Origin of the sequence: Anaerococcus obesiensis ph10, assembly GCF_000311745.1 — a bacterium.
Lineage (GTDB): Bacteria > Bacillota > Clostridia > Tissierellales > Peptoniphilaceae > Anaerococcus > Anaerococcus vaginalis.
Window position 1 is genome coordinate 377,134 of record NZ_HE978531.1, and the last position, 22,637, is coordinate 399,770.

Annotated in this window: 32 protein-coding genes and 1 pseudogene; 3 read left to right on the top strand and 30 right to left on the bottom strand. The window is 26.3% G+C overall.

All coding sequences use genetic code 11. The annotated features are described in order from the left end of the window. Positions 1-40: 40 nt before the first annotated feature. Together HGAG_RS01870 and dut are read right to left on the bottom strand one after the other, a co-directional pair. A complete protein-coding gene (locus HGAG_RS01870) occupies positions 41-583 on the bottom strand; it encodes a hypothetical protein (RefSeq protein WP_019117670.1) in 543 nt (180 codons plus the stop codon). Further along, positions 583-1,017, bottom strand: coding sequence for a dUTP diphosphatase (gene dut, locus HGAG_RS01875; RefSeq protein ID WP_019117671.1), 435 nt, complete (start codon positions 1,015-1,017; stop codon positions 583-585). Before dut ends, HGAG_RS01870 begins: the two co-directional genes overlap by 1 nt. 117 nt (positions 1,018-1,134) lie before the next feature. On the opposite strand from dut, the gene pepT reads away from it, so the two are divergent. Beyond that, positions 1,135-2,352 (top strand): peptidase T, encoded by a 1,218-nt coding sequence (gene pepT / locus HGAG_RS01880; RefSeq protein ID WP_019117672.1) that lies wholly within the window; start codon positions 1,135-1,137, stop codon positions 2,350-2,352. A gap of 71 nt (positions 2,353-2,423) precedes the next feature. Next, positions 2,424-2,660 (top strand): hypothetical protein, encoded by a 237-nt coding sequence (locus HGAG_RS01885; RefSeq protein ID WP_019117673.1) that lies wholly within the window; start codon positions 2,424-2,426, stop codon positions 2,658-2,660. 85 nt (positions 2,661-2,745) lie between these two features. Here HGAG_RS01885 and HGAG_RS01890 read toward each other — a convergent pair whose 3' ends face one another. The 21 genes from HGAG_RS01890 to HGAG_RS01990 all read right to left on the bottom strand — a co-directional run bounded on the left by HGAG_RS01890 (position 2,746) and on the right by HGAG_RS01990 (position 18,487). Continuing rightward, positions 2,746-3,363 (bottom strand): class I SAM-dependent DNA methyltransferase, encoded by a 618-nt coding sequence (locus tag HGAG_RS01890; protein ID WP_019117674.1) that lies wholly within the window; start codon positions 3,361-3,363, stop codon positions 2,746-2,748. Between the two features lie 166 nt (positions 3,364-3,529). Then, a complete protein-coding gene (locus HGAG_RS01895) occupies positions 3,530-4,759 on the bottom strand; it encodes a peptidase U32 family protein (RefSeq protein ID WP_019117675.1) in 1,230 nt (409 codons plus the stop codon). Next, on the bottom strand, positions 4,749-5,384 hold the full coding sequence (locus tag HGAG_RS01900) for an O-methyltransferase (RefSeq protein WP_019117676.1): 636 nt from the start codon (positions 5,382-5,384) through the stop codon (positions 4,749-4,751). The genes HGAG_RS01895 and HGAG_RS01900 overlap by 11 nt, the downstream gene beginning before the upstream one ends. Further along, positions 5,374-7,050 (bottom strand): ribonuclease J, encoded by a 1,677-nt coding sequence (locus HGAG_RS01905; protein WP_019117677.1) that lies wholly within the window; start codon positions 7,048-7,050, stop codon positions 5,374-5,376. The genes HGAG_RS01900 and HGAG_RS01905 overlap by 11 nt, the downstream gene beginning before the upstream one ends. Then, positions 7,034-7,492: a Fur family transcriptional regulator gene (locus HGAG_RS01910; protein WP_019117678.1), complete on the bottom strand. Its 459-nt coding sequence runs from the start codon at positions 7,490-7,492 to the stop codon at positions 7,034-7,036. The genes HGAG_RS01905 and HGAG_RS01910 overlap by 17 nt, the downstream gene beginning before the upstream one ends. Beyond that, positions 7,482-7,724, bottom strand: a complete 243-nt coding sequence (locus HGAG_RS01915) for a DUF1292 domain-containing protein (RefSeq protein ID WP_019117679.1) — start codon at positions 7,722-7,724, stop codon at positions 7,482-7,484. Before HGAG_RS01915 ends, HGAG_RS01910 begins: the two co-directional genes overlap by 11 nt. Continuing rightward, positions 7,717-8,136: a Holliday junction resolvase RuvX gene (gene ruvX / locus HGAG_RS01920; protein ID WP_026074029.1), complete on the bottom strand. Its 420-nt coding sequence runs from the start codon at positions 8,134-8,136 to the stop codon at positions 7,717-7,719. Before ruvX ends, HGAG_RS01915 begins: the two co-directional genes overlap by 8 nt. Next, on the bottom strand, positions 8,129-8,386 hold the full coding sequence (locus tag HGAG_RS01925; protein WP_019117681.1) for an IreB family regulatory phosphoprotein: 258 nt from the start codon (positions 8,384-8,386) through the stop codon (positions 8,129-8,131). The genes ruvX and HGAG_RS01925 overlap by 8 nt, the downstream gene beginning before the upstream one ends. Before the next feature lie 9 nt (positions 8,387-8,395). Then, the gene (gene alaS / locus HGAG_RS01930; RefSeq protein WP_019117682.1) at positions 8,396-11,008 is read right to left on the bottom strand and encodes an alanine--tRNA ligase; all 2,613 of its coding nucleotides are present in this window, start codon (positions 11,006-11,008) and stop codon (positions 8,396-8,398) included. 14 nt (positions 11,009-11,022) lie between these two features. Then, on the bottom strand, positions 11,023-11,427 hold the full coding sequence (locus HGAG_RS01935; RefSeq protein ID WP_004838796.1) for an RrF2 family transcriptional regulator: 405 nt from the start codon (positions 11,425-11,427) through the stop codon (positions 11,023-11,025). Between the two features lie 9 nt (positions 11,428-11,436). Then, entirely contained in the window at positions 11,437-12,075 is a 639-nt protein-coding gene (locus HGAG_RS01940) for a DUF655 domain-containing protein (RefSeq protein ID WP_019117683.1), read from the bottom strand. Positions 12,076-12,099: 24 nt separating this feature from the next. After that, complete coding sequence (rsfS, locus tag HGAG_RS01945) at positions 12,100-12,411, bottom strand: ribosome silencing factor (RefSeq protein WP_004838794.1); 312 nt, start codon at positions 12,409-12,411, stop codon at positions 12,100-12,102. After that, a complete protein-coding gene (yqeK, locus tag HGAG_RS01950; RefSeq protein WP_019117684.1) occupies positions 12,404-12,964 on the bottom strand; it encodes a bis(5'-nucleosyl)-tetraphosphatase (symmetrical) YqeK in 561 nt (186 codons plus the stop codon). The genes rsfS and yqeK overlap by 8 nt, the downstream gene beginning before the upstream one ends. Then, positions 12,957-13,550: a nicotinate (nicotinamide) nucleotide adenylyltransferase gene (gene nadD, locus HGAG_RS01955; RefSeq protein WP_019117685.1), complete on the bottom strand. Its 594-nt coding sequence runs from the start codon at positions 13,548-13,550 to the stop codon at positions 12,957-12,959. Before nadD ends, yqeK begins: the two co-directional genes overlap by 8 nt. Continuing rightward, the gene (gene yhbY / locus HGAG_RS01960; protein ID WP_004838791.1) at positions 13,550-13,837 is read right to left on the bottom strand and encodes a ribosome assembly RNA-binding protein YhbY; all 288 of its coding nucleotides are present in this window, start codon (positions 13,835-13,837) and stop codon (positions 13,550-13,552) included. Before yhbY ends, nadD begins: the two co-directional genes overlap by 1 nt. 8 nt (positions 13,838-13,845) lie before the next feature. Next, entirely contained in the window at positions 13,846-15,129 is a 1,284-nt protein-coding gene (gene obgE, locus HGAG_RS01965; RefSeq protein WP_019117686.1) for a GTPase ObgE, read from the bottom strand. Between the two features lie 56 nt (positions 15,130-15,185). Next, positions 15,186-15,479, bottom strand: a complete 294-nt coding sequence (gene rpmA / locus HGAG_RS01970; protein WP_004838789.1) for a 50S ribosomal protein L27 — start codon at positions 15,477-15,479, stop codon at positions 15,186-15,188. Position 15,480: 1 nt separating this feature from the next. Beyond that, a complete protein-coding gene (locus HGAG_RS01975) occupies positions 15,481-15,792 on the bottom strand; it encodes a ribosomal-processing cysteine protease Prp (protein ID WP_019117687.1) in 312 nt (103 codons plus the stop codon). Next, positions 15,792-16,103, bottom strand: a complete 312-nt coding sequence (gene rplU, locus HGAG_RS01980) for a 50S ribosomal protein L21 (RefSeq protein WP_004838787.1) — start codon at positions 16,101-16,103, stop codon at positions 15,792-15,794. The genes HGAG_RS01975 and rplU overlap by 1 nt, the downstream gene beginning before the upstream one ends. Positions 16,104-16,202: 99 nt before the next feature. After that, positions 16,203-17,369, bottom strand: coding sequence for a tRNA uracil 4-sulfurtransferase ThiI (gene thiI, locus HGAG_RS01985; protein ID WP_019117688.1), 1,167 nt, complete (start codon positions 17,367-17,369; stop codon positions 16,203-16,205). Beyond that, positions 17,369-18,487 carry a cysteine desulfurase family protein gene (locus HGAG_RS01990; protein WP_019117689.1) on the bottom strand — a complete coding sequence of 373 codons (1,119 nt, stop codon included), beginning with the start codon at positions 18,485-18,487 and terminating at the stop codon, positions 17,369-17,371. The genes thiI and HGAG_RS01990 overlap by 1 nt, the downstream gene beginning before the upstream one ends. A 73-nt stretch (positions 18,488-18,560) precedes the next feature. Between HGAG_RS01990 and HGAG_RS01995 the strand changes: the two genes are divergently transcribed. Next, entirely contained in the window at positions 18,561-19,481 is a 921-nt protein-coding gene (locus HGAG_RS01995; RefSeq protein WP_019117690.1) for a ribonuclease H-like domain-containing protein, read from the top strand. A 5-nt stretch (positions 19,482-19,486) separates the two neighbouring features. On the opposite strand, the gene HGAG_RS02000 is transcribed toward HGAG_RS01995, so the two are convergent. The 7 genes and pseudogenes from HGAG_RS02000 to HGAG_RS02020 form a co-directional block, all read right to left on the bottom strand. Further along, positions 19,487-20,173, bottom strand: coding sequence for a uracil-DNA glycosylase (locus HGAG_RS02000; protein ID WP_019117691.1), 687 nt, complete (start codon positions 20,171-20,173; stop codon positions 19,487-19,489). After that, the gene (gene lspA, locus HGAG_RS02005) at positions 20,151-20,618 is read right to left on the bottom strand and encodes a signal peptidase II (RefSeq protein WP_019117692.1); all 468 of its coding nucleotides are present in this window, start codon (positions 20,616-20,618) and stop codon (positions 20,151-20,153) included. The genes HGAG_RS02000 and lspA overlap by 23 nt, the downstream gene beginning before the upstream one ends. Further along, positions 20,615-20,770 (bottom strand): hypothetical protein, encoded by a 156-nt coding sequence (locus tag HGAG_RS12390; protein WP_341871701.1) that lies wholly within the window; start codon positions 20,768-20,770, stop codon positions 20,615-20,617. The genes lspA and HGAG_RS12390 overlap by 4 nt, the downstream gene beginning before the upstream one ends. A gap of 6 nt (positions 20,771-20,776) precedes the next feature. Next, positions 20,777-20,896 (bottom strand): annotated as a pseudogene (locus HGAG_RS12395) (YlmH/Sll1252 family protein); the annotation flags it as partial. Continuing rightward, complete coding sequence (locus HGAG_RS10420; protein WP_341871702.1) at positions 20,880-21,383, bottom strand: YlmH/Sll1252 family protein; 504 nt, start codon at positions 21,381-21,383, stop codon at positions 20,880-20,882. The pseudogene HGAG_RS12395 and the gene HGAG_RS10420, both read right to left, overlap by 17 nt. 22 nt (positions 21,384-21,405) lie before the next feature. Next, positions 21,406-21,972, bottom strand: coding sequence for a cell division protein SepF (locus HGAG_RS02015; protein WP_019117693.1), 567 nt, complete (start codon positions 21,970-21,972; stop codon positions 21,406-21,408). Continuing rightward, a complete protein-coding gene (locus tag HGAG_RS02020; protein ID WP_019117694.1) occupies positions 21,962-22,636 on the bottom strand; it encodes a YggS family pyridoxal phosphate-dependent enzyme in 675 nt (224 codons plus the stop codon). Before HGAG_RS02020 ends, HGAG_RS02015 begins: the two co-directional genes overlap by 11 nt. Between the last annotated feature and the right edge of the window lies 1 nt (position 22,637).

Below are 22,637 nucleotides of genomic sequence, written 5' to 3' on the forward strand. Positions count from 1 at the left end.
AAAATTCATATAAAAGAAATAACCCATGATAAATCATGAGTTATTTAATATTTATTGATTGAATATTTTTTATCCATTTACTTGAATCTTTTTCTTGCTTGTCAACTATAAAAAATATGCCCAATTTTTTGTCATAGTCCATATTAGCCTTATTATTGATTTTATAAACTAATAAAACTCTGTTTACTTCAAGAGCAGTTTCCATACTCATATTTGTAGTGTGTCCATACCCATCCGAAAACTCAACTGTATTATTCAAATTAGGATTAATACCTTCTTTGTTTAGGATTTTTTCAATTGATACTCCCACAAGTTTAAATTCCTCTCCCTTAGGAGTAGTAAATTTCATTTCGTTTTTTCCCATTTTTCTTATATCTTTCAAAGACAAGGAATCTATTTCGCTATCATTATTTTTAATTACAATAATTTCATTATCATAATTAGATAATGACTTATTAGAAATATAACTTGCTAGCTTTGAAAATAAAAAGATTGAAATCAATAATACTATTACAAGTAAAACAAGATTGTATTTATTTTTATTATAAAGTTTTGAAATATTGTTACTTTTATTATTTCTCATTATTTTCCGGTTGAACCGAATCCACCTTCTCCTCTTTCACTTTCACATAAGTCATCAACTTTTTGAATTTCAACTTTTTCATAAGGTTGAACTACCATTTGAGCCAATCTTTCATTTTTTTTGATAACTTGTTCATTTTTCCCAAAATTATAAAAAAATAATTTTATCTCTCCCCTATAATCACTATCTATAATTCCTGTAGAATTAGCAAGCATTAATTGTCTTTTAACACCTGTAGATGACCTAGGATAAATGGCAACAAAAAAGCCTTCAGGAATTTCGATTTTTAAATCAGTAGGAACTTTGCCTACTTCTCCTGGCTTTATTATAATTTCTTCTTCATTTGAAGAATATATGTCCATACCAGCTGAATAAAAAGTCTTATATTCTGGTAATATATTATTAGTTTTTATTTTTAAAATTTTTTTAGTCATAATTTCTCCTATCTAATCGTCTTTTATATTTTATCATATATCAATAGAAATTTGAATTAAAAATACCAGTATAATTAAATATTCTAAGGGTGTATAATTAATTTATAGGAGGATAAAATGGAAAAAATAAAAAACAGATTTTTAAAATATATTGCAATAGATACAAGAAGTGACGAATCAAAAGCAAATTTGATAAAACCAACAAGCAAAGGTCAATTAGAATTAGGTAAAATTTTAAAAGAAGAATTAAATGATTTAGGTCTTGATGCCTATATAAATGAAGAAGGATTTGTTTTTTCATGCCTAAAAGCAAATACAGATAAAAACTTACCAAAAGTAGGATTCATTGCTCACATGGATACTTCTCCAGAAATGCCAGGAGGAATAAAAAATCCACAAATTATAAAATACGAAGGTGGAGATATAAAATTAAAAGAAAATATATTTATAAAAGAAAAAGATTTTCCATTTTTAAAATATTTAAAAGGAAAAACTTTAATTACAACAAATGGAGAAATGTTATTAGGAGCTGACGACAAGGCAGGAATTGCTGCAATAATGGATGCCATAGAATTTCTTATAAATAATCCACAAATAGAGCATGGAGATATAAAAATTGCTTTCACACCAGATGAAGAAATCGGAACAGGATGCGATAGCTTTGATGTTGATTATTTTGATGCAGATTTTGCCTATACCCTAGATGGAGGACGACTTGGAGAATTAGAATATGAATCATTTAATGCAGCAGAAGCAAAAATTTCAATAAAAGGCAAATCCGTCCATCCAGGTACTGCAAAAAACACAATGATTAACTCTATAAGCGTTGCAAAAGAGTTAGATGATTTAATAGGTCAAGTTCAAAGACCAGAGCATACAGAAGGCTATGAGGGCTTCTATCATATGATTTCAATTGATGGAAGTATTGAAGATACAAATTTAGTTTATATAATCAGAGATTTTGATAAGGAAAAATTCGAAAAAATGAAAAAATTCCTAAATGATTGTGTGAATTTCTTAAATTCAAAATATGGCAATATTATAAAAATAGAAATGAGCGACACTTACTATAATATGGGAGATGTTTTAAAAAATCATAAAGAAATAATAGATTATGCAAAAGATGCTATGGAAAATTTAGGAATAAAAGTAATAACACAACCTATTAGAGGCGGAACTGATGGTTCAAAATTATCATTTATGAATCTTCCTTGTCCAAATTTATTTACGGGTGGTTATAATTTCCATGGTATTTATGAATTGATACCTATTGAAGATATGAAAAAAGCATCTGATACAATTGTAGAAATTATAAAAGAAATATCAAAAAAATAAAATGGTTAAATTTATTCAATTGGGTATAGTAATAGTAAGATTCTAATTTTAAAATTTAAAAGGAGATTAAAATGACTGACGAAAACAGAATAAGCAATGACAACCAATACAGAGGAGACAAAGAACTTGATAAAAAATCAAGAGAAGCAAATAAAGCTGATGGTAGTGAATCTCTAGATAAAAAACATACTGCAGATCAAGAAAATTTAAGAAGTATAACTGATGAAGCTGACACCAACTCAAACGTTGGAGCAGAAGCAAGAAGAACAAGATCAGATTTTTCTGAAAATCCATCAAAAGATAAGTAAATTTAAAGGCTGTAAAATAATTACAGCCTTTTTTGTATTTTATCTAAAATTTTATTATTACCATTTAATTTATCTAGAAAATATCCTATTTTTTTAATGTAATTAATCCTGAGCATTCAGAAAATTTTTCAAATTTCAATTTAGGAAAATAAGACCTAAATTCATCCACAACAAAATAAATCTCATCATTATCCCACTGTTCATAAGATTCTTTCATACATTTATCATGTAAAGCACGAGATACAAAAGCTATATCTCCAATGTATATACATCCCCCACCATCTAATTGTTCTAGTAATTTTTTCAAAAATATAACTTTTTTCTCATTAGTTATATGATGAAGTGAATATGTAGCAATTATTGCATTATATTTATGTTCTAACAAGGGATTAACCAAGCCCTTAGAAATATCTCCATAAAAAAGCTTCGCATTAGGCATTTTATTTTGTGCTATTTCTATCATTCTTTTAGAAAAATCTTGCCCATAGATTTTATAGCCATGATCATATAACTTGGATATTAAAGTTCCTGTACCAAATCCAATGTCTAAAATATTTCTATAAGATTCATTTAATATCCTATTATATATTTCATTAAGTATATTTTTATATCCTGCAAAAGGATATGAACCATCATTATCAGATATTTCAACGCTTTGATCATAATCATCAGCCCACAAATCAAAACCTTTATTACTTAACAATTTATCCTCCAAATTACTATCTTGATTATACCAATTTTAATAAATAATTAAAATTTAATAATTTTCTTTTTGAAATAAAAAATCCTCCTGATTAGTTTTGTTAATCCTAATCAGAAGGTGCTTGCAAAAATTTTATATGATTTAAAAAATCATTTAAAATTTAAAGTTATTCATCAATTTTGCGTCTTACCATATCTCCTTTTTTAAGCTCATGGTCAATTTTTATATAAACTATTTGTTTTGCCTTGTTGGCTATTTCTATACCATTTCCTTTGGAATCTTTCATATTTTCAATTTTAAATTTTATAAAGTCTGGACTATCTCCAAAAATTTCGACTTCATCTCCCAAAACAAATCTATTTCTTTCTTCTAGTTTTGCAATTTTATTTTCTTTGTCATAATCTAAAACCACAGCAATAAAATCATAATTTCTAATGTATGAAGAATTTTCATAAATTTGAGAAGAAGAATCCGCTTTATTATAGAAAAATCCTTTTGTAAAATGTCTATGGCTAGCTTTTTTTATTTCATCCATATATTTTTTAGCAATTTCTTTATTATAAACTCCATTATAGTATGCATCAATTGCTTGTCTGTAGCTTCTAATAACTGTTGCAACATAAAAGACGGTTTTCATTCTTCCTTCAATTTTAAATGAATCAACTCCTGCCTCTATTAGCTTATCAATTTCATCTATTAGGCATAAATCTTTGGAATTCATAATAAATGTTCCATTTTCATCTTCGCCTATAGGATAATATTCGCCTGGTCTTTTTTCTTCTTGTAGGGCATATTTCCACCTACAAGCATGAGCGCAATCTCCTCTATTTGCATCTCTTCCTGTCATGTAATTACTTAATAAACATCTTCCAGAATATGAAATACACATAGCTCCGTGAATAAAACATTCAATTTCTAAATCTTTTGGAACATTTTTTCTAATTTCTATTATTTCATCAAGTGATAATTCTCTTGCAAGTATAACTCTTTTTGCACCAAGTTTATACCAAAAATTAATTGTGTGAGAATTAGTTACAGATGCTTGAGTTGAAATGTGTAAATCTATATTAGAATTTTCTTTTGCTATATTAAAAATACCAGGATCTGAAATTATTAAAGCATCTACTCCAATTTTTTCAAGATATTTGATGTATTCTACAATTCCCTCAAGATCATTATCATGAGGAACTATATTCATAGTAATATGACATCTAACTCCATGTTCATGTGCGTAATCAACTGCTTCTTTAAGTTCATCTTTATCAAAATTTTTTGAATTTTTTCTAAGACCAAAATTATTTCCAGCCATATAAACAGCATTTGCTCCAAATTTTATAGCTGCTTTTAATTTTTCCATATCTCCAGCTGGTGCTAATAATTCAACTTTATCTTTCATCAACTCTCCTTGTCGTTAAACTAATACCATCGCCTATTGGTATTATACTTGTTACATATTCATCTAAATTTGTAATATGAGATAAAAATTTTCTCAAATTTTTTACCATAGTTATGTGTCGTCTATTAATTAAATCATCGTTTGTAATTTCTCCCCTAAAGAGAATATTATCACAAACAATAAGGCCATTTTCATTTAATAATTTTAATGATTCATTAAAGTAATATTCATATTGTGATTTATTTGCATCTATAAAAACAAAATCAAAGCCTTGATTAAAATTATTCAAGGCTTTTTTTGCATCCATATTTATTAAATTTATTTTTTTATTATATTTAGAAAAATTAGCTTTTGCTATTTCTGATATATCTTTACTCTTTTCAATTGTAGTAATATTTGCATTAGAATATTTAGAAAAAAGTAATGAAGAATAGCCAATCGCTGTTCCAATTTCTAGAATATTTTTAGGTTTTGAAATTGAAATTAAAGTTTTAAGAAATTCTTTTGTTTCTAATTTCATTATAGGAATATTATTTTCAATTCCGTAATTTCTTAATTCAATAAAATCTTCATCAATATAAATATTATTTAAATAATCAACTATATGATTATAATTAATATTCATTGCTATCAACTTCTGTTAAAACTGGTAAAATCATAGGATCTCTTCCAGTTTGATTATAAATATATGATTTCAATGCTTCTCTTATTTGATATTTAATTTGACTAATAGCATGAATATCTTTTTTTTCACATTTTTTCATTGTTCTCATTACAATATCTTTTGAATTTTCAATAAGATCTTGATTTTCTTTTACATAAATAAATCCTCTTGAAACAATTTCAGGATTTGATAAAACTCTTTGTGTATGTTTTTCAATTGTTAAACTTACAACTAAAAGTCCATCTTCAGAAAGATGTTTTCTATCTTTAAGAACAATATTTCCAACATCGCCAATACCGGAACCATCTACTAGAACATTTCCTGCTTGAACTTTACCATTAATTCTAGCAGATTTTTTGGTAAATTCAAAAACGTCTCCATTTTGACCGACTAAAATATTTTCTTTATTCAATCCCATATCCATAGCTATTTCCATGTGTTTTTTCAATTGGCGTGGTTCCCCGTGAGCTGGAATAAAATATTTTGGTGTTGTTAATTGGTGCATTAATTTAATTTCTTCTTGGCAAGCATGACCTGATGCATGAACTTTTGCCAAAGAATCATATATAATATCACAACCAATTTTTGTTAAATTATTAATTGTATTATTAATTGGCATTTCATTACCAGGAATTGCTGATGATGACAAAATTACAGTATCTGATGAATTTAAATGAACTTGCTTATGTTCATTATTTGCCATTCTTGTCAATGCAGATAGTGGTTCTCCTTGAGTTCCGGTTGACAAGACAACAATTTGATCATCAGAATAATCTTTAATATTTTTCATATCAATTAAAGTATTATTTCTAATTTTCAAATATCCTAATGAACTTGCAATTTTTACGTTATTTATCATAGATCTTCCAGATAAAACTACTTTTTTATTATATTTTTCAGCAGCAAATATTACTTGTTGAACTCTATGAAGGTTTGAAGCAAAAGTTGCTACAATTATTCTACCTGGTGCTTGTCCAAATAAATTAATAAAAGTTTCTCCTACTTCTTTCTCACTCATTGAACTTCCTTCTATTTCTACATTTGTAGAATCAGAAAAAAGACATAATAATCCCTTTCTACCTAAAGAAGCAAGCTTTTGTATATCAGTAGGTTCGCCATCTATAGGCGTAAAATCCATTTTAAAATCGCCAGTAAATAATATAGTTCCTATTGGAGATTTTACAGCTATTGCGCAAGAATCTGGAATTGAGTGACTTACTCTGATAAATTCTGCACTTAGATTTCCAACTTTTACTGTATTATTGACATTAACCATCTTTAATCTATTAGAATTAAGTCCATGTTCTTTAAATTTATTTTCTAATAATCCTTTTGTAAGTTTTGAACAGTAAACATTAGTATCTACTGTTTTTAAAAGGTATGCAATTGCTCCAATGTGGTCTTCATGACCATGAGTAATGAATATACCTTTTAACTTATCTTTGTTTTCTTCAACATAGGTAAAATCTGGTATAACTATATCTACACCTAACATATCCTCATCTGGAAAAGTTAAGCCACAATCTATCATAATCATTTCATTTTTATATTCGACAATTGTACAGTTTTTACCTATTTCTCCAAGTCCTCCTAATGGGATGACTTTTAGTTTATTTTGCATTCTCATTTTTACTCCTTAAATTATCTTCACATTCGGAGCAAATACCATATATTCTTAAAGAATAATAATCCAATTCAAAGTTATATTTATCTTTTAAACTTTTTGCTAATTTTTCATTATCTAAAATTTTTTCTTCAACAATTTTTCCACAATTAGTACAAATTAAATGGTCATGGTGTGCATCTTTTTGACTAATAAGCTCATAAGTATTCACAGAATCTGTAAATTCTTGCTTATTAACAATTCCCAAATCTTCAAAAATATTAAGAGTTCTATAAACAGTTGCTATACCAACTTGTTTATTATCTTCATGTACTATAGAAAACAACTCTTCTGGTGTCAAATGTTTTGAATTAGAATTTTTAAGAGCATTGAAAATTATTTGTCTTTGTTTTGTAAATTTATGACCATTTTTTTCAAATACTTTTTTTAACTGTTCAATGTTCATTTTCATCTTCTTTCATTTCTTCATATATTTTTACAATTTCGTCTAATTCTTTATTATTATCGATTGCCTTAAAGCTAACAGAATCTTTACTTTTCATCATTTCAAAAATCAATATAAAATCTTCATCTATTGGCTCTAAAACAGCATAATCTTTATCGTCTACTCCGAATGTATCTATCAAATTAAATTCGACTTCGTTATTATTTTCATCTGTTAAAATTATCTTATTCATTATTTCTCCCATCCAAATAGGTCTGTAAAATAAAAGAGGCAGCAATTTTATCTACATATTTTTTTCTATCTTTAAGATTAACATTCATATCCATCAAGACCTGATCTGATTGTATAGTAGTCATTCTTTCATCCTGATATTTAATTTCAATATCAGTGGATTTTTTTAATAAATCGACAAAAGAAATCACCTTCATGGCTTGAGGACCTAAGGTGTTATTCATATTTTTTGGAAGTCCAATAATTATTAAATTTACTTCTTTTTCATTAATTATTTCAATTAATTTTTCAATATCTAAACTTGCTTTTTTTCTTTTAATTGTAATATAGGCTTGGGCAGTGATAAAAAACGTATCGCTTAATGCGACTCCGATTGTTTTATCACCCAAGTCTAATCCCATAATTCTACTCATTAATATAATATTTTAATATTTCTTCTAGAATAGTATCTCTATCAACTTGTCTTATCAATTTTCTAGCATTTTTGTGTCCTGTAATATAAGTAGGATCTCCACTAATTAAATATCCAATAATTTGGTTTGTTGGCTTATATCCTTTTTCTTCTAAAGCATTATAAACTTCTGTAATAATTTCTCTTATATCAACTTTTTTCTCATCTTGTGGATTGAAACGCATAGTTTCATTGAAGTTTTTGTCTGACATAATTTCTCCTTATATTAAATCATAAACTTTTTCTAAAGCTTCATCTAGTTTAGAAATATCTTTACCTCCAGCTTGAGCGAAATTTTTCTTTCCTCCACCATTTCCACCTGTTATTTTACTAACTTCTTTGACAATTTTTCCTGCATTGTATTTATCTGTTAATGAATCAGAAACAGATGCTGTAAAGATTATTTTATTATCTTTTACAGTAGCAAATACAATTATTAAATCTTTGTATTTGTCTTTTATTCTGTTTTCAAAATTTCTCAATGTATCAAGATCTTCATTCTCAAATTTATGAACTAAAAGATTTATTCCATTAATATCCTTAACTTCACTTTCTATATCTTTATAAATATCTTTTTCATTGAATTCTTTTAGCTTTTGAATGTCATCTTTGAGCTGTTTTATTTCTTCATTTAAAGATTTAGCTCTTGACAATACATTTTTAGGGTTTGTTTTTAATTCATCAGAAATTGAGTTAACTATTTCTATATTATTATTTAAATATTCATAAACTTTTTTTCCTGTTATAGCTTCTATTCTTCTTATACCTGAAGCTGCAGATGATTCTTGAATTATTTTAAATATTAAAATCTCAGATGAATTATTTACATGACATCCACCACATAATTCTTTTGAATAATCAGAAACTGAAACAACTCTAACCATATCTTTATATTTATCTTCAAATAAACCTATAGCTCCAAGTTTTTCTGATTCTTTATAAGACATAATTTCTTTTTTTACAGGCAATTGTTCTCTGATTTTTTCATTTACTTCATCTTCTATTTTCTTGATTTCATCCTTAGTTAAAGCATTTGGATAAGTAAAATCAAATCTTAATTTATATTCATCTACTAATGATCCAGCTTGTTTAACTTCATCACTTAATAAATTTCTTAAGGCTTGATCTAGTAGATGTGTTGCAGTGTGGTTTCTTGTTATATCTAATCTTCTTTGTTTATTAACTTTAAATAATGCATTACAAGATTCTAACTTACCTTCTTCAACTTTAACATAATGAAGTATAACATCTTTTTTCTTTTGTACATTATAAACTCTTGCTTTTGAATCATCTGTGATAATAAATCCTGTATCAGCTACTTGTCCGCCACCTTCTGCATAAAAAGAAGTCTTATCACTTACAATTATACCCTTATGACCTTTTTTTATAAAGTTTACTTTTTCTTTATTATCAAATAAGCCAATAATGTTTGCATTTATTTCAAAATTTTCATAACCTACAAATTCTGTTTGTTTAAATTCATCTACATTTATCGATTCAAGAGACCAACCTGCATCAGATTTTCTTGCATTTCTTGCAAGGTTTCTTTGATTTTCCATATATTCATCAAATTCTTTTGTATCAACTTTTAAATCATTTTCGTCAAGAATTTCTTTTGTCAAATCTAATGGAAAACCGTAAGTATCGTACAATTTAAATGCATCTTTACCTCTAAGTATATCTTTATTATTTTCTTTTAATTCTTTAATATAAGAATTTAAAATATCCAGACCACTGTCAATTGTTTTTTGGAAATTTTCTTCTTCTTTTTCTATAATATTAATGATTTTTTCTCTATTTTTTGTAAGTTCATCATACTCAACTTTATAAGAATCAATAACGCAATCAACAATAGATGATAAAAATTCTCCTTCAATTCCTAATAGTTTTCCATGTCTAAATGCTCTTCTTATTAGTCTTCTTAAAACATATCCTCTTTTTTCATTTGAAGGTTGAATACCGTCTGATACCATAAAAGTCATGGCTTTAGCGTGATCTGCAATAACTCTTATAGAAATATCATCTTTTTTATTTTCCTTGTATTTTTTATTTGATAATTCTTCAATTTCTTTGATAATATTTTGGTTTACATCAACTTCGAAAATATTGTCTTTATTTTGAAGAACCATTGCCATTCTTTCAAGTCCCATTCCTGTATCAATATTTGGATGAGCTAATGGTATATATTCCTTATTTGCGTTTTTATTAAATTGAGTGAAAACTAAGTTCCAAACTTCCATAAACCTATCTGAATCATCATTTCCTGGTTTATTATCATTTTCATCAACAGCTTTTTCTATACCTCTGTCAACAAAAATTTCTGAATCTGGGCCACATGGACCTACTTCTAGTTCCCAAAAATTATCTTCTTTTCCAAATCTTAAAATTCTATCTTTGGCAATTCCTATTTCATCATGCCAAATATCAAATGCTTCATCATCATTTTCATAAACTGAAACCCACAAAAGATTTTTATCAATTTCAAGATTAACTGTTAAAAATTCGTATGCCCAATGTATAGCTTCTCTTTTAAAATAATCCCCAAAAGAAAAATTACCAAGCATTTCAAAAAAAGTTCCATGTCTTTCGGTTATTCCAACTCTTTCAATATCTCCAGTCCTTATACATCTTTGTGAAGATGTAGCTCTGTTATTTTTCATTTTCTTTTCGCCAGTAAAATATTTTTTTAATGGTGCCATACCAGCATTGATTAAAAGTAATGATTCGTCATCTTCTGGTATCAAAGAAAATGATTTTAATACTGTATGATTTTTTTTAGAGCCAAAAAAATCTAAATATTCTTTTCTAAGTTCGTTCATTCCTAGTTTTCTCATAATTTTCTCCTAATTTATAGTTTTTCATTAACCATATCTTTTATAGTTATTGAATTAACTGCCTTGTTGATAGCATCATCAATTTTTGCAAAAACATAATAAGCTTCACATTCTGAATTATTACAGTTATTTCTATCAGCTACGCATTCGCTTGAGGTCATTTCGCCTTCCAATACTCTCAAAACATCTCCAACTGTAATTTCGCTAGAATTTCTAGAAAGTTTGTAACCTCCCTTAGCACCTCTTGCTGATATTACTAAATTATTTCTTTTAAGTATTCTTATTAATTGTTCTAAGTAATTTTCTGGCAACTTTAAGGCATTAGAAATATCAGAAACTGAAATATATCCATTATCTTCATTTTCTGCTAAATAATGTATAGCTCTAAGTCCATACCTACCTCTAGTTGATAATTTCATATTTACTCCTCAATCTATCACTATCATATCTTTCATCGCTTCAAAATACTTATCCCCAATGCCAGATACATTTTTAATATCTTCAATCTTATTAAATTTGTTTTTTTCTCTATATTCGATAATAGCTTGCGCTCTTTTTTCTCCAATATTTGGCAAAGTCATCAACTGAGCCTTATCAGCTTTGTTAATATTAACTTTTTTATCGTCAATTTTTTCTACGGGACTAATAAGTTGATTTGTAGAATTATCCACATCATTATTTTTGTCATTGATGTTTGGAATTATTATTCTCATTTGGTCTTCAAGCTTTAATGCCAAATTTATTTTATCAATATCAGCGTTTTCAGTAAGCCCTCCCGCATCATTTACTAAATCCTCTAATCTATAATCTTCATTTATTTTATAAACTCCAGGCTTATTAATTTCACCACTAATATGTACTTTTCTAATAGAATTTTTAGATTCAGAATTTAGTTTATTATCATCATTATTTTTCTTATCTTCATTTGATTTCATTTCAATTGACAAGCCTTGTTTTTCAAATACAAGCTCATCATTATTTCGACTTGAAACAAAATTTCGAGATATAACAATAACAATTCCAATTATCAAAGCAATGATAATCTTATCTTTTTTATCAGTTTCCATAAAATACCTCTATTTAACGATAATTTATGACTCCCATAAATCTTCTATATTATAAAATTCTCTTTGATTTGATGAAAATATATGAACTATCACTTCGCCACAGTCCATTAATATCCATTTTCCTTCTCTCAATCCTTCAATAGATAAAACATCAAATCCTTCTTTTTTAAGATTTTCCTCAATATATTCTATTAAAGCTTTATTTTGATTAATTGAATTTCCAGTAGCAAGTACAAAATAATCTGCTATTGAAGATTTATTTTCAAGATCAATAACTTTAATATCATAAGCTTGTTTATCTTCTAAAGTTTTTACTATAATATCTAATTTACCCATTTTTCTCCCTTAATAAATAATTTCTTGCTTTTATAGTCAAAGGAAATATTACCATCTTCCTATCAACCAATGACTTTATAGTTCCATCTAAGCTAAATAAAACAGCATCATCTAAATTTTTAAAGGCTAACTCTCTTAACTTATCCACGCCTTCATAATTTCTATTTTCTTCACAAGCATCTGCAAGAAATATTATTTTTTCAAAATCAGTCATATTTTCTTTTCCAGTAGTATGATATTTAATTGCATTTAAAATTTCTTCATCATCTACACCATATTCATATTTAGCAACAATAGGTCCTAAAAATGAATGTAAAATTGCTTTATTAGAAATAATTTCATTTGAAAAATCACAATATTTCTTATACTTATCTAAATAATATTTTTCATTATATTTTGCACAATCGTGTAATAAAGCTGCTGTTTTTATTTTCTCAATATCTATATTTTTATTGATTTTTAAGGCCATATCCTTAACTCTGATTACATGATTAAATCTTTTTTCTCCAATATCATTTTTAAGCTTGTCTTTATATTTAGAAAAATCAAACATACAATTTCTCCTCTTTAATGATATTTATAACTTCATCGTTTACCAAATATCTGATACTTTTATTTTCTTTTACTAAGTTTCTTATCAAAGTTGATGAAATATCTAAAGCTATATTATCAATTAGGTATATATTTTTATTATACTTTCTTACTTGATTTATTTTAGATATAAGAGAAAAATTTTTGTTGCTATATCTTTTAAAAATAATCAAATTTTCTTTTAATATTTCTTTGTAATTTTTCCATTTTTCAATATCAAGAAATGAATCTTCGCCCATTATAAAGAAAAATTCATCATTGGGATAAGATTTTTTAAAATAATTAATTGTGTTAAAGGTATAGTGAATTTCATTATCTCTATAATCATAATCATTTATTTCAAGTTTTGGATTGTCTTTTATTGTTTCATTTACCATTTTTAGCCTTAAATTTAAGGCTGTTTTTTTATTTTCTAATTTGTGTGGTGGATTTGAATTTGGAAGAACATATATTTTATCCAAATCCAAATTATTAATCACATTTTCCATCAATATCATGTGCCCAATATGAATCGGGTCAAATGTACCACCAAATAGACCAATTTTCATTATAAATCTATCTTTTTATTTTTCTTGCTTTCTCTATATATGGTAAAAATATTACCTAAATGAGAAACAAATTCGCAATTTAATTTTTCAATAACTTCATCAACAATTTCATCATTATCGTCTAAGTTATTATTTAGTATTTTTATTTTTATAAGCTCTCTTTTTTCCAAAGCCTCATCAATTGAAGTAATTACTTCATCAGTTAATGAATTTTTTCCTATATTAACAATTGGCTTTAAATCATGAGCTAAAGATTTTAAATATGATCTTTGTTTTCCTGAAATCATTTTATCTCCTATTCATAATAATCAAAAACTATATCTCCTATAGCAACAGAATCTCCTTCTTGGATTCCCATTTCTACAAACTTTTCAAAAACACCCATTTCTCTTAGATTTTTTTCGAAATACATACGACTATCATAATCATCTAAATTAACTTTTTCTAAAAGCTTATCGATTCTATATCCGTTGCAAACATAAATCCCATCTTCTATTTCAAAATTTAATTCATCACTTGCAATTGACTTATCATAAAATTCTTCAAGATAAGCTTCATCGACTTTTTCATCAAGATCGTATTGTTCATCTTCAAAATTATATAAAACTCTTGAAACTTCATCAATCAAATCTTTTATTCCATTTGTTGTAGCAGCTGAAATTCTAAAAATTTTATATTTATCTGAGTATTTTTCTTCGAATTTTTTATAATTTTCATTAAAATCTAAGTCTGATTTATTAAGAGCAACTATTTGATATTTGTTATAAAGATTTTCATCAAATAATTTTAATTCTTTATTTATAAGCTCAAAATCTTCAATAGGATCTCGTCCTTCAAAACCTGAAATGTCTACTAAATGAACAAGAATTTTACATCTTTGAACGTGTTTTAAAAAATCATGGCCAAGACCTAAACCTTCATTGGCACCTTCTATTAGTCCTGGAATGTCAGCAACTATAAAAGATCTTTCTTTATCAATTTTAACGACTCCTAGATTTGGATCAAGAGTTGTAAAATGGTAATTTGCAATTTTTGGTTTTGCTTTAGAAATAACAGAAATCAAGGTTGATTTTCCTACATTTGGAAGTCCAACCAAACCGACATCAGCCAAAATTTTAAGCTCAAGACTTATAGTTATTTTTTGACCTTCTTTTCCTTTTTGAGCAAAACGTGGAGCTTGTCTTGTGGAAGATTTGTAATGAACATTTCCTTTTCCACCTTTGCCACCCTTCGCTATTAGAAATTCTTCTCCATTTTTTTTCAAATCTTTTATAATTTTTCCGCTTGTACTTTCTCTAACAATTGTTCCAACTGGTACATATAAATAAAGATCTTCTCCTTTTTTCCCAAATCTTTTTTTACCCATACCGTCTTCGCCATTTGTTGCTTTATATTTTGTTTTATATCTATATTCTTCAAGCGTTGAAAGGGAATTTGTAGCTTTTATATAAATACTTGCTCCATCTCCTCCATCTCCACCTGCAGGCCCTCCTGTAGGTTCATATTTTTCTCTTCTGAAGGCGACTGCTCCATCTCCACCTTTTCCGGCTTGAAGTTCAATTTTTGCATAATCAATCATTGGTGTAAATTTCCTTTTTACAAAAAAAGCTTGCCCGTGGGCAAGCTAGTTCTCTATTAAGCAATGTCTTGCTTTGGATATACAGAAACTTGTTTTCTATTTTTTCCTTTTCTTTCAAATTTAACTACTCCTTGGCATACAGCAAAAAGTGTGTCATCGCCACCTTTTTTTACATTTTCGCCAGGGTGAATTTTTGTTCCTCTTTGTCTAACGATAATTGTTCCAGCATTTACTGTTTGTCCATCAGCTCTTTTAACGCCAAGTCTTTTTGCATTAGAATCTCTACCGTTTTTAGAAGAAGAAACTCCTTTTTTACTAGAAAATCTTTGTAAGTTTATGTTTAAAAACATCCTAAACCTCCCTATAATTTAAATTAACATATTCATTATAATTTGTGAGTAAAGTTTTAATACCAATTTCAAAATCATTTAAAATAATTTCAGATTTTTCATTTGAATTTTTTAACGAAACTTTCATTTCGTTTTTATCATCAAAAAAATCAAATTGTACTTCGTAATAATCTAAGGTATTTACTGCTGTGTATGATAAAATAGACACTGCAGCACAAACTATATCATATCCGTGTTGATCAAAATTTGCATGACCTTTTATTGCAAATCCTAATCTTTTTTCTTTTTTTATTAATAAAGTAACATCAATCATTAACAAGAAATATTGTTAATTTCAACTAAAGTATATGGTTGTCTATGACCTTTTTTAGTTTTTGATGCTTTTTTAGGTCTATATTTAAACACAACTATTTTTTTGTCTTTAGCTTGATCTTTTACAGTAGCTTCAACTTTTGCATTTTCAACTATTGGAGTTCCAACTTTTAAATCACTATCGCTTTTTACTAATAGTACATCTTCAAAGCTTACACTATCTCCTATTTCTGCATTAAGTTTTTCAACTCTAACTAGATCGCCTTCTGATACTTTATATTGTTTTCCACCTGTCTTAATTATAGCGTACATAGTACACCTCCTATTTAGATTCTCGCCAGTCAAGGTGATCAGTACCCATACTGAGCGGTTTACCATAATATATTACCAATAAATACAAGTTTTGTCAACTTATATATCAAATATTTCCATATTTTCAATTGCCTTATTTTCTAGATTTTCAATATCTAAATTACTTTCACTTTCTTTTATATATTTTAGTTTTGGTTTTGTAATTGGATTTGATGGGGCAAAAATTGAGCAACAATCATCATAAGGTTCAATACTTTTTTCATAAGAACCAATGAATAGTGCCCTATCTATTATTTCTGTTTTATCAAGTGCAATTAATGGTTTAAAAATTGGAAGTTTTGTTGCATCTTCAATTACTGTCATAGACTCTACTGTTTGGCTTGCAACTTGACCTAAACTTTCTCCTGTAATTAAAGCATGGTAATTATTTTTTTCTGAAATTTTTTCAGCTATTCTCATCATAAATCTTCTTGATAAAATTGTTGTTTGATTTCTATGACAATTTTTATTTATTGCCTTGTAAATTTCTGCCATATTTACAGAATATATTCTCATTTTCCCAGTATATTGGGATAATATTTTTCCTAAATCAACAGCTTTTTGCAAGGCTCTTTTTGATGTAAATGGATAAGAATGAAAATGCAGACAATTAATTCTCATTCCTCTTTTTGCCATCATAAAACCTGCAACTGGTGAATCAATTCCTCCTGATAATAACAAAAGTCCATTTCCACTTGAGCCTAGTGGAAGTCCTCCCATTCCTTCGTGTCTATTTGCATAAACATAAGCGTATTTTTTTATATCTATAAAAACTTTAAAATCTGGATTATGAACGTCAACTTTTAAATTATTTTCTTTTGCATAATTTTTTAGGATAAATCCACCCATCATTTGTGAAAAGTCTGGAGATTTTATTTCAAATGATTTATCAACTCTATTTGTTATAACTTTAAAACTTTTATTTTTTATATCCATATTATCCAAGATTTCTTTTAAAGCATCTTCAATTGATTCGATTTTTTTATCGCATCTTTTTATCTCGGAAATATAAATTATTCCAAAAACTTTTTTTATTTCTCTAATAAGATCATCAAAATCATTTTTATCGGCTTTTATATATAATTTTGAGCTTTCAAGATACATATCTTCATAGCCAATGTCTTTTATATTTCTTTTTATATTATCGATTGCAGCCTTAAAAAATTTATTTCTATTTTTTCCTTTTAAAAACAATTCCCCAAAGCTTACTGATAGTAAATCTTCCATTAAAACACCTTTCTTATTTCTTCTACATAAGCATATAATTTACTAGCTACAAGATCCAAATCTTCGATGGAAATATCATTTGAAAATGAAAATCTAATAGCTCCATCCATATATTTTTCATTCAAATTAAGTGCTGAAAGTATCCTGCTATTATTTCCTTTTGAGCAAGCTGAACCGCTTGATACATAAATTTCATCTGATTCTAGCATGTGAAGTAAAACTTCTGATTTTATTTTACCAAAAGATATATTTAAAATATAAGGGCTTGAATTTTCTAAGGGAGAATTTACGTGAATATCAGAAAATTTATCCAAAATTTTATTTCTTAAATAAATATTTAAATTTTTAACATAAGAAAAATCTTCTTTTTCTTTTGATAATTCTAATGCCTTAGCAAAGCTGTAAATTGCAGGAGCATTGGTTGTACCTGAAGAAAATATTTCTTGCCTTCCGCCATACATTAAGGGTTTAATTTTATTTTTAAAGGAATTTTTAATATATAAACCACCAATTCCTTTTGGTCCATGAACTTTATGTGATGAAAAGCTCATAGCATCAACCCCTAATTTTTTAACATCACAAGAAATTTTACCTAATGCTTGAGTTGCATCTATATGAAATAAAATATCCTTATTTTTTTTCTTAATAAGATCAGAAATTTTTCTTATATCTTGAATACTTCCTATTTCATTTTGAACATAAATTATTGATACTAATTTTGTTTTTTCATCAATAGCTTTTTCTAATTTATCAACATCAACAAATCCAAATTCATCATTTGAAATAAGTTTTACTTCCTTATAAATTGAATTATCAAAAGCATCAATAACAGACGAATGTTCTAATTTTGTTGTTATCGCCTTATTATTTTCGCCTGCTAATGAATTTATTACTATATTATTGGATTCTGTTGCTCCTTTTGTAAAATAAATTTCTCTTTCATTTGCATTTATGTAAGAGGAAATAATTTTTCTAGCCTCTTTTACTTTATTTTCCACATCCATACCAAAACTATGTAAGGCTGATGGATTGGCAAAAAAATTTTTTTCAAAATCTTTTTCTATATCAATAACTTCATCATACATTTTTGTTGTAGCAGCATTATCTAAATATATCATTTTATCACATCCTTTAACTTATTTATTATATTATTAGAAAGAAAATAAATCAAATATAAGGTATAGTATAAGTATGTTATGTGTTAGATACCCTTTTTATGGGAAAAATTTAAAAAAAGATGAATGTATTTTAGATATTGAAACTACAGGACTTGATCCAAAAAAAGATAAGCTTGTAGTTTTAGGACTAATATATTTTGATTATAAAAAAAGTAAATTTTATATAGACCAATATTTTTCAAAAAATGATAAAGAAGAAGTAAAATTATTAAAAATTTATAAAGAAAAAATTCAAAATAAAAAATTAATAACCTATAATGGAGATATTTTTGATCTACCTTTTTTAAATATTAGATTAATAGAAAATGAAGAAGAACCAATCTGGCAAATTAATTTGGACCTTTATAAAATTATAAAGAATAAAAGAAAATTAATAGAATTTGATTCTATGAAACTTACTAATATTGAAAAAATTGTTGGAATAGAAAGAAATGACCCATCTAGATACAAGGTTATTAGTAAATTAAATGATGATATTAAAAACAGGAACAATCCATGGCCTATATTAATTCATAATAAAAATGACCTAATATCAACAGAAGCTATTGCTAACATTGAAGAAATTATTAATGATGAACTTTCATTTGAAATAAATAATTACAAAATTCACTTAGATAGTGCTTATATTGATAAGGATATTGCCTATATAAAATTTTTTTCAAACAAAAGTTTAAAAAAATCATATTTTCGTGGAGAAAACTATTCATTAAATATTAACGACCATTCTATTGAATTAAAAATTATAGTTTTGTATGGGAAATTATCAAAAAATTCATCGGGTTTTGTAACAGTTAATAATTTTAATATCGAAAATAAAGGAAAGTATAAAATAAATAAAAATTTAATATCCATATTGGAAGATAAGATTTTTTCTTGTGAAAATATCTTAAATATTATGAAATTTTTAATCGAAAAAGAGACTGTTACAGAATGAATAAATCATTTTGCAACAGTCTCTTCTATTTGCCAATCAATTGAACTCATATTATTTTTTATTAAAAAATTATTGGTTTTTGAAAATGGTTTTGAACCAAAAAATCCTCTATGAGCTGCGAATGGAGATGGGTGAGCACTTTTTAAAATTAAATGCCTATTATTTGTTATTAACTCTTCTTTAGATTGAGCAAACTTTCCCCAAAGAATAAATACAAGAGGTTTTTCTCTTTGATTTAATAATTTTATAATATTATCAGTTAATATTGTCCAACCTATGTCTTTGTGAGAATTTGCTTGATGAGCTCTAACTGTTAATGTAGAATTTAATAACAAAACTCCTTGATTAGCCCATTTAATTAAATTTCCATTATTAGGTATATATAAGCCTAAATCATCATGTAATTCTTTGTAAATATTTAACAATGATGGGGGTGTTTTTATACCTTCTTGAACAGAAAAAGAAAATCCATGAGCTTGCCCCACACCATGGTAAGGATCTTGCCCTAATATTACAACTTTTGTATCTTCATAAGAAACTTTTTTTAATGCATTAAAAATATCATACATATTTGGATAAATTGTATAATTTTTATATTCATTAATAAGATTTTTTCTTAATCTAATATAATAATCTTTTTTCCATTCATCTTTTAAAATTTCATCCCAATCATTTCCTATTTGAACTGACATTTTCTTCTCCATCCATTTTTCCGAAAATTATAAAAATAATCAACAAAACTGATCCAGTTGTAACCAAAATATCTGCTACATTAAAAACTGGAAAATCAAAAAAAGAAAATTCTATAAAATCTACAACAAATCCATGAAATAATCTGTCATAGAAATTTCCTAAAGCTCCAGAAACAATTAAAGATAATGAAATGTTTAATAATTTCGGATTGCTTTTTATGTTTCTAATGAAATAATACAATAAATAAATAACAACAACTAAAGTCAATACAAGAAAAAATATCCTCTTATTTTGCAATATCCCAAAAGCTGCACCCCTGTTTTCTACATAAAGAAAATTAATAAAATTTGTAAAAACTGGATTTTCAATAAAATGTGATATTGCATAAGCTTTTGTAAACCTATCTAGTATTATTCCAATAATTATTAAAATTGTGTAAATCATTTATACTTCCTATATTCTATGTGATAATTATCTTTTTTACTCTTTCCTATTACCTTATCAAAAATAAATCTGCCTTCTTTTCTAATCGATATTAAAGAATTATCATCAATAATTTTTGAAGGATTATCAATAATTTGATAATTAACCTTCACTAACCTTCTTTGAATTAAAATTTTTGCCTTTGATCTTGAAAGATTTATAAATTCACTAACAATATTATCAAGTCTAAGCGAAGAAACAAATCCTCTATTTTCTATATAATCAATTTTTTGGCAAATTTAAAATATTATCTTTTTTAAAATCAATATTTACTCTTTCATTTTTTATTTTACTTAGGTTAAATTTAACAAAATCCTTATCCTTATTTAAAACTACAAATTCGCAAATTTTATCTCCAACATAAATATCCCCAATATCATTTCTTTCAAGACCTAAATTTAAAAGAGCTCCAAGGACATCTGGATGTTTTATATTATTTTTTTTGAATTCTAATACACTTATGTAGTTTCTAGTATTAATTTCATTTGAATAAGGATTTGCAACAAATATTTGTCTTTCGCTAGATTCATTGCATGACAAAAAAACTATCTCTATATTATTAATTTTTGCTATATCATTTAATACAGAAATCTCAAATGGATTTAAGAAAAAACTTGAAACTTCCTTTCTAGTATAAAATGATTTTTCTAATAAAGAGATAGCTTTTTTTATATTTGCTTTGACAGACTTATCTTCAACAAAATCAATATTATATTCTAATTTCATAAAAGATTTATTAAATTACAAATTATAATTGATTGTAATTTCCGCTAGAAATTTGATCTTCTACATAATTATCAATATCTACGCCCTTTGGACAAATTACAAAAATTCCTTTAGAAACTTTTTCTACTGTTCCTTCAAGAGCATAAACAGCACCAGATACAAAATCTAAAATTTGTCTTTTTTTGTCAACTTCAAGCATTTCAAGATTTAATACTACAACTTTTTTATCTAAAATATCATCAACAATTTTTGGACCATCTTCATCGTAGCTTAATGGTTCTTGAATAGAAATTCTAAAAGAATTTGATGTGCTTTTGCCGAAGCTTCTATTATTACTATTCATACTAACTATATTGTCTCCTCCCCTAATTTTTCTAGCTTTGTTATTAGAAGAATAATCATTTGAAAATGATGAATAGGTGCTTGTCTTAGCGTTATCTGAGCCCATTGTACTACTAAAATCATAAGTTGAGCTAGGGCTGTAAGTTTTTTCGCTAGTTTTTTCTAATTCTTCCTCTTCATCAACTTCTTCATCATATTCATCGTAATCATCGTCAATTCCTATAAATTCTTTAAATTTATCTAACATTTTTATACATCCTTTTACCAAATATTTTTGATCCTACTCTAATTATATTAGCTCCTTCTTCAAGAGCTATTTTATAATCATGAGTCATTCCCATAGAAAGATATTTCATTTCAATATTATTATAACTTAAATTGGATAATTTTTCGAATATTTTTTTAAGTTCCCTAAAGCAATTTCTAATAAGATTTTCATCTTCTGTATTAGGAGCCATAGTCATTAAACCTTTTATGTTAATATTATCTAATTTTGAGGCCTCTTCAATAACTTTATCAATCTCATCAACAAAAAATCCTGACTTTGTTTCTTCTTTTGAAACATTTACTTGTATCAAACAATCTTGAACAATTGATAAAGATTTTGCCCTGTTATTAATTTTCTTTAAAATTTTTAAAGAATCAACAGAATGAATTAATGAAACTTCTCCTACAATTTTATTAACCTTATTAGTTTGTAAATGACCTATCAAATGCCAATTAATATCTTCTGGCATTTTTTCTTTTTTTTCTATTAATTCTTGAACTTTATTTTCTCCAAAATCCCTTAAACCGTAATTGTAAACTTCCATAATTTTATCTATTCCATGAGTTTTTGTTACAGCCAATAGATTAGCATTATAATTTTCTAAGTCTTTTTTTAAATCATCAATATTATCTTTTATACTCATA

Excerpts from the sequence above, each read along its gene's own strand:
- HGAG_RS01870 (WP_019117670.1), bottom strand. The coding sequence starts at position 583 with ATGAGAAATAATAAAAGTAACAATATTTCAAAACTTTATAATAAAAAT.
- dut (WP_019117671.1), bottom strand. The coding sequence starts at position 1,017 with ATGACTAAAAAAATTTTAAAAATAAAAACTAATAATATATTACCAGAA.
- pepT (WP_019117672.1), top strand. The coding sequence starts at position 1,135 with ATGGAAAAAATAAAAAACAGATTTTTAAAATATATTGCAATAGATACA.
- HGAG_RS01885 (WP_019117673.1), top strand. The coding sequence starts at position 2,424 with ATGACTGACGAAAACAGAATAAGCAATGACAACCAATACAGAGGAGAC.
- HGAG_RS01895 (WP_019117675.1), bottom strand. The coding sequence starts at position 4,759 with ATGAAAGATAAAGTTGAATTATTAGCACCAGCTGGAGATATGGAAAAA.
- HGAG_RS01900 (WP_019117676.1), bottom strand. The coding sequence starts at position 5,384 with ATGAATATTAATTATAATCATATAGTTGATTATTTAAATAATATTTAT.
- HGAG_RS01905 (WP_019117677.1), bottom strand. The coding sequence starts at position 7,050 with ATGAGAATGCAAAATAAACTAAAAGTCATCCCATTAGGAGGACTTGGA.
- HGAG_RS01910 (WP_019117678.1), bottom strand. The coding sequence starts at position 7,492 with ATGAACATTGAACAGTTAAAAAAAGTATTTGAAAAAAATGGTCATAAA.
- HGAG_RS01915 (WP_019117679.1), bottom strand. The coding sequence starts at position 7,724 with ATGAATAAGATAATTTTAACAGATGAAAATAATAACGAAGTCGAATTT.
- ruvX (WP_026074029.1), bottom strand. The coding sequence starts at position 8,136 with ATGAGTAGAATTATGGGATTAGACTTGGGTGATAAAACAATCGGAGTC.
- HGAG_RS01925 (WP_019117681.1), bottom strand. The coding sequence starts at position 8,386 with ATGTCAGACAAAAACTTCAATGAAACTATGCGTTTCAATCCACAAGAT.
- alaS (WP_019117682.1), bottom strand. The coding sequence starts at position 11,008 with ATGAGAAAACTAGGAATGAACGAACTTAGAAAAGAATATTTAGATTTT.
- HGAG_RS01935 (WP_004838796.1), bottom strand. The coding sequence starts at position 11,427 with ATGAAATTATCAACTAGAGGTAGGTATGGACTTAGAGCTATACATTAT.
- HGAG_RS01940 (WP_019117683.1), bottom strand. The coding sequence starts at position 12,075 with ATGGAAACTGATAAAAAAGATAAGATTATCATTGCTTTGATAATTGGA.
- rsfS (WP_004838794.1), bottom strand. The coding sequence starts at position 12,411 with ATGGGTAAATTAGATATTATAGTAAAAACTTTAGAAGATAAACAAGCT.
- yqeK (WP_019117684.1), bottom strand. The coding sequence starts at position 12,964 with ATGTTTGATTTTTCTAAATATAAAGACAAGCTTAAAAATGATATTGGA.
- nadD (WP_019117685.1), bottom strand. The coding sequence starts at position 13,550 with ATGAAAATTGGTCTATTTGGTGGTACATTTGACCCGATTCATATTGGG.
- yhbY (WP_004838791.1), bottom strand. The coding sequence starts at position 13,837 with ATGATTTCAGGAAAACAAAGATCATATTTAAAATCTTTAGCTCATGAT.
- obgE (WP_019117686.1), bottom strand. The coding sequence starts at position 15,129 with ATGATTGATTATGCAAAAATTGAACTTCAAGCCGGAAAAGGTGGAGAT.
- rpmA (WP_004838789.1), bottom strand. The coding sequence starts at position 15,479 with ATGTTTTTAAACATAAACTTACAAAGATTTTCTAGTAAAAAAGGAGTT.
- HGAG_RS01975 (WP_019117687.1), bottom strand. The coding sequence starts at position 15,792 with ATGATTGATGTTACTTTATTAATAAAAAAAGAAAAAAGATTAGGATTT.
- rplU (WP_004838787.1), bottom strand. The coding sequence starts at position 16,103 with ATGTACGCTATAATTAAGACAGGTGGAAAACAATATAAAGTATCAGAA.
- thiI (WP_019117688.1), bottom strand. The coding sequence starts at position 17,369 with ATGGAAGATTTACTATCAGTAAGCTTTGGGGAATTGTTTTTAAAAGGA.
- HGAG_RS01990 (WP_019117689.1), bottom strand. The coding sequence starts at position 18,487 with ATGATATATTTAGATAATGCTGCTACAACAAAAATGTATGATGAAGTT.
- HGAG_RS01995 (WP_019117690.1), top strand. The coding sequence starts at position 18,561 with ATGTTATGTGTTAGATACCCTTTTTATGGGAAAAATTTAAAAAAAGAT.
- HGAG_RS02000 (WP_019117691.1), bottom strand. The coding sequence starts at position 20,173 with ATGTCAGTTCAAATAGGAAATGATTGGGATGAAATTTTAAAAGATGAA.
- lspA (WP_019117692.1), bottom strand. The coding sequence starts at position 20,618 with ATGATTTACACAATTTTAATAATTATTGGAATAATACTAGATAGGTTT.
- HGAG_RS10420 (WP_341871702.1), bottom strand. The coding sequence starts at position 21,383 with ATGAAATTAGAATATAATATTGATTTTGTTGAAGATAAGTCTGTCAAA.
- HGAG_RS02015 (WP_019117693.1), bottom strand. The coding sequence starts at position 21,972 with ATGTTAGATAAATTTAAAGAATTTATAGGAATTGACGATGATTACGAT.
- HGAG_RS02020 (WP_019117694.1), bottom strand. The coding sequence starts at position 22,636 with ATGAGTATAAAAGATAATATTGATGATTTAAAAAAAGACTTAGAAAAT.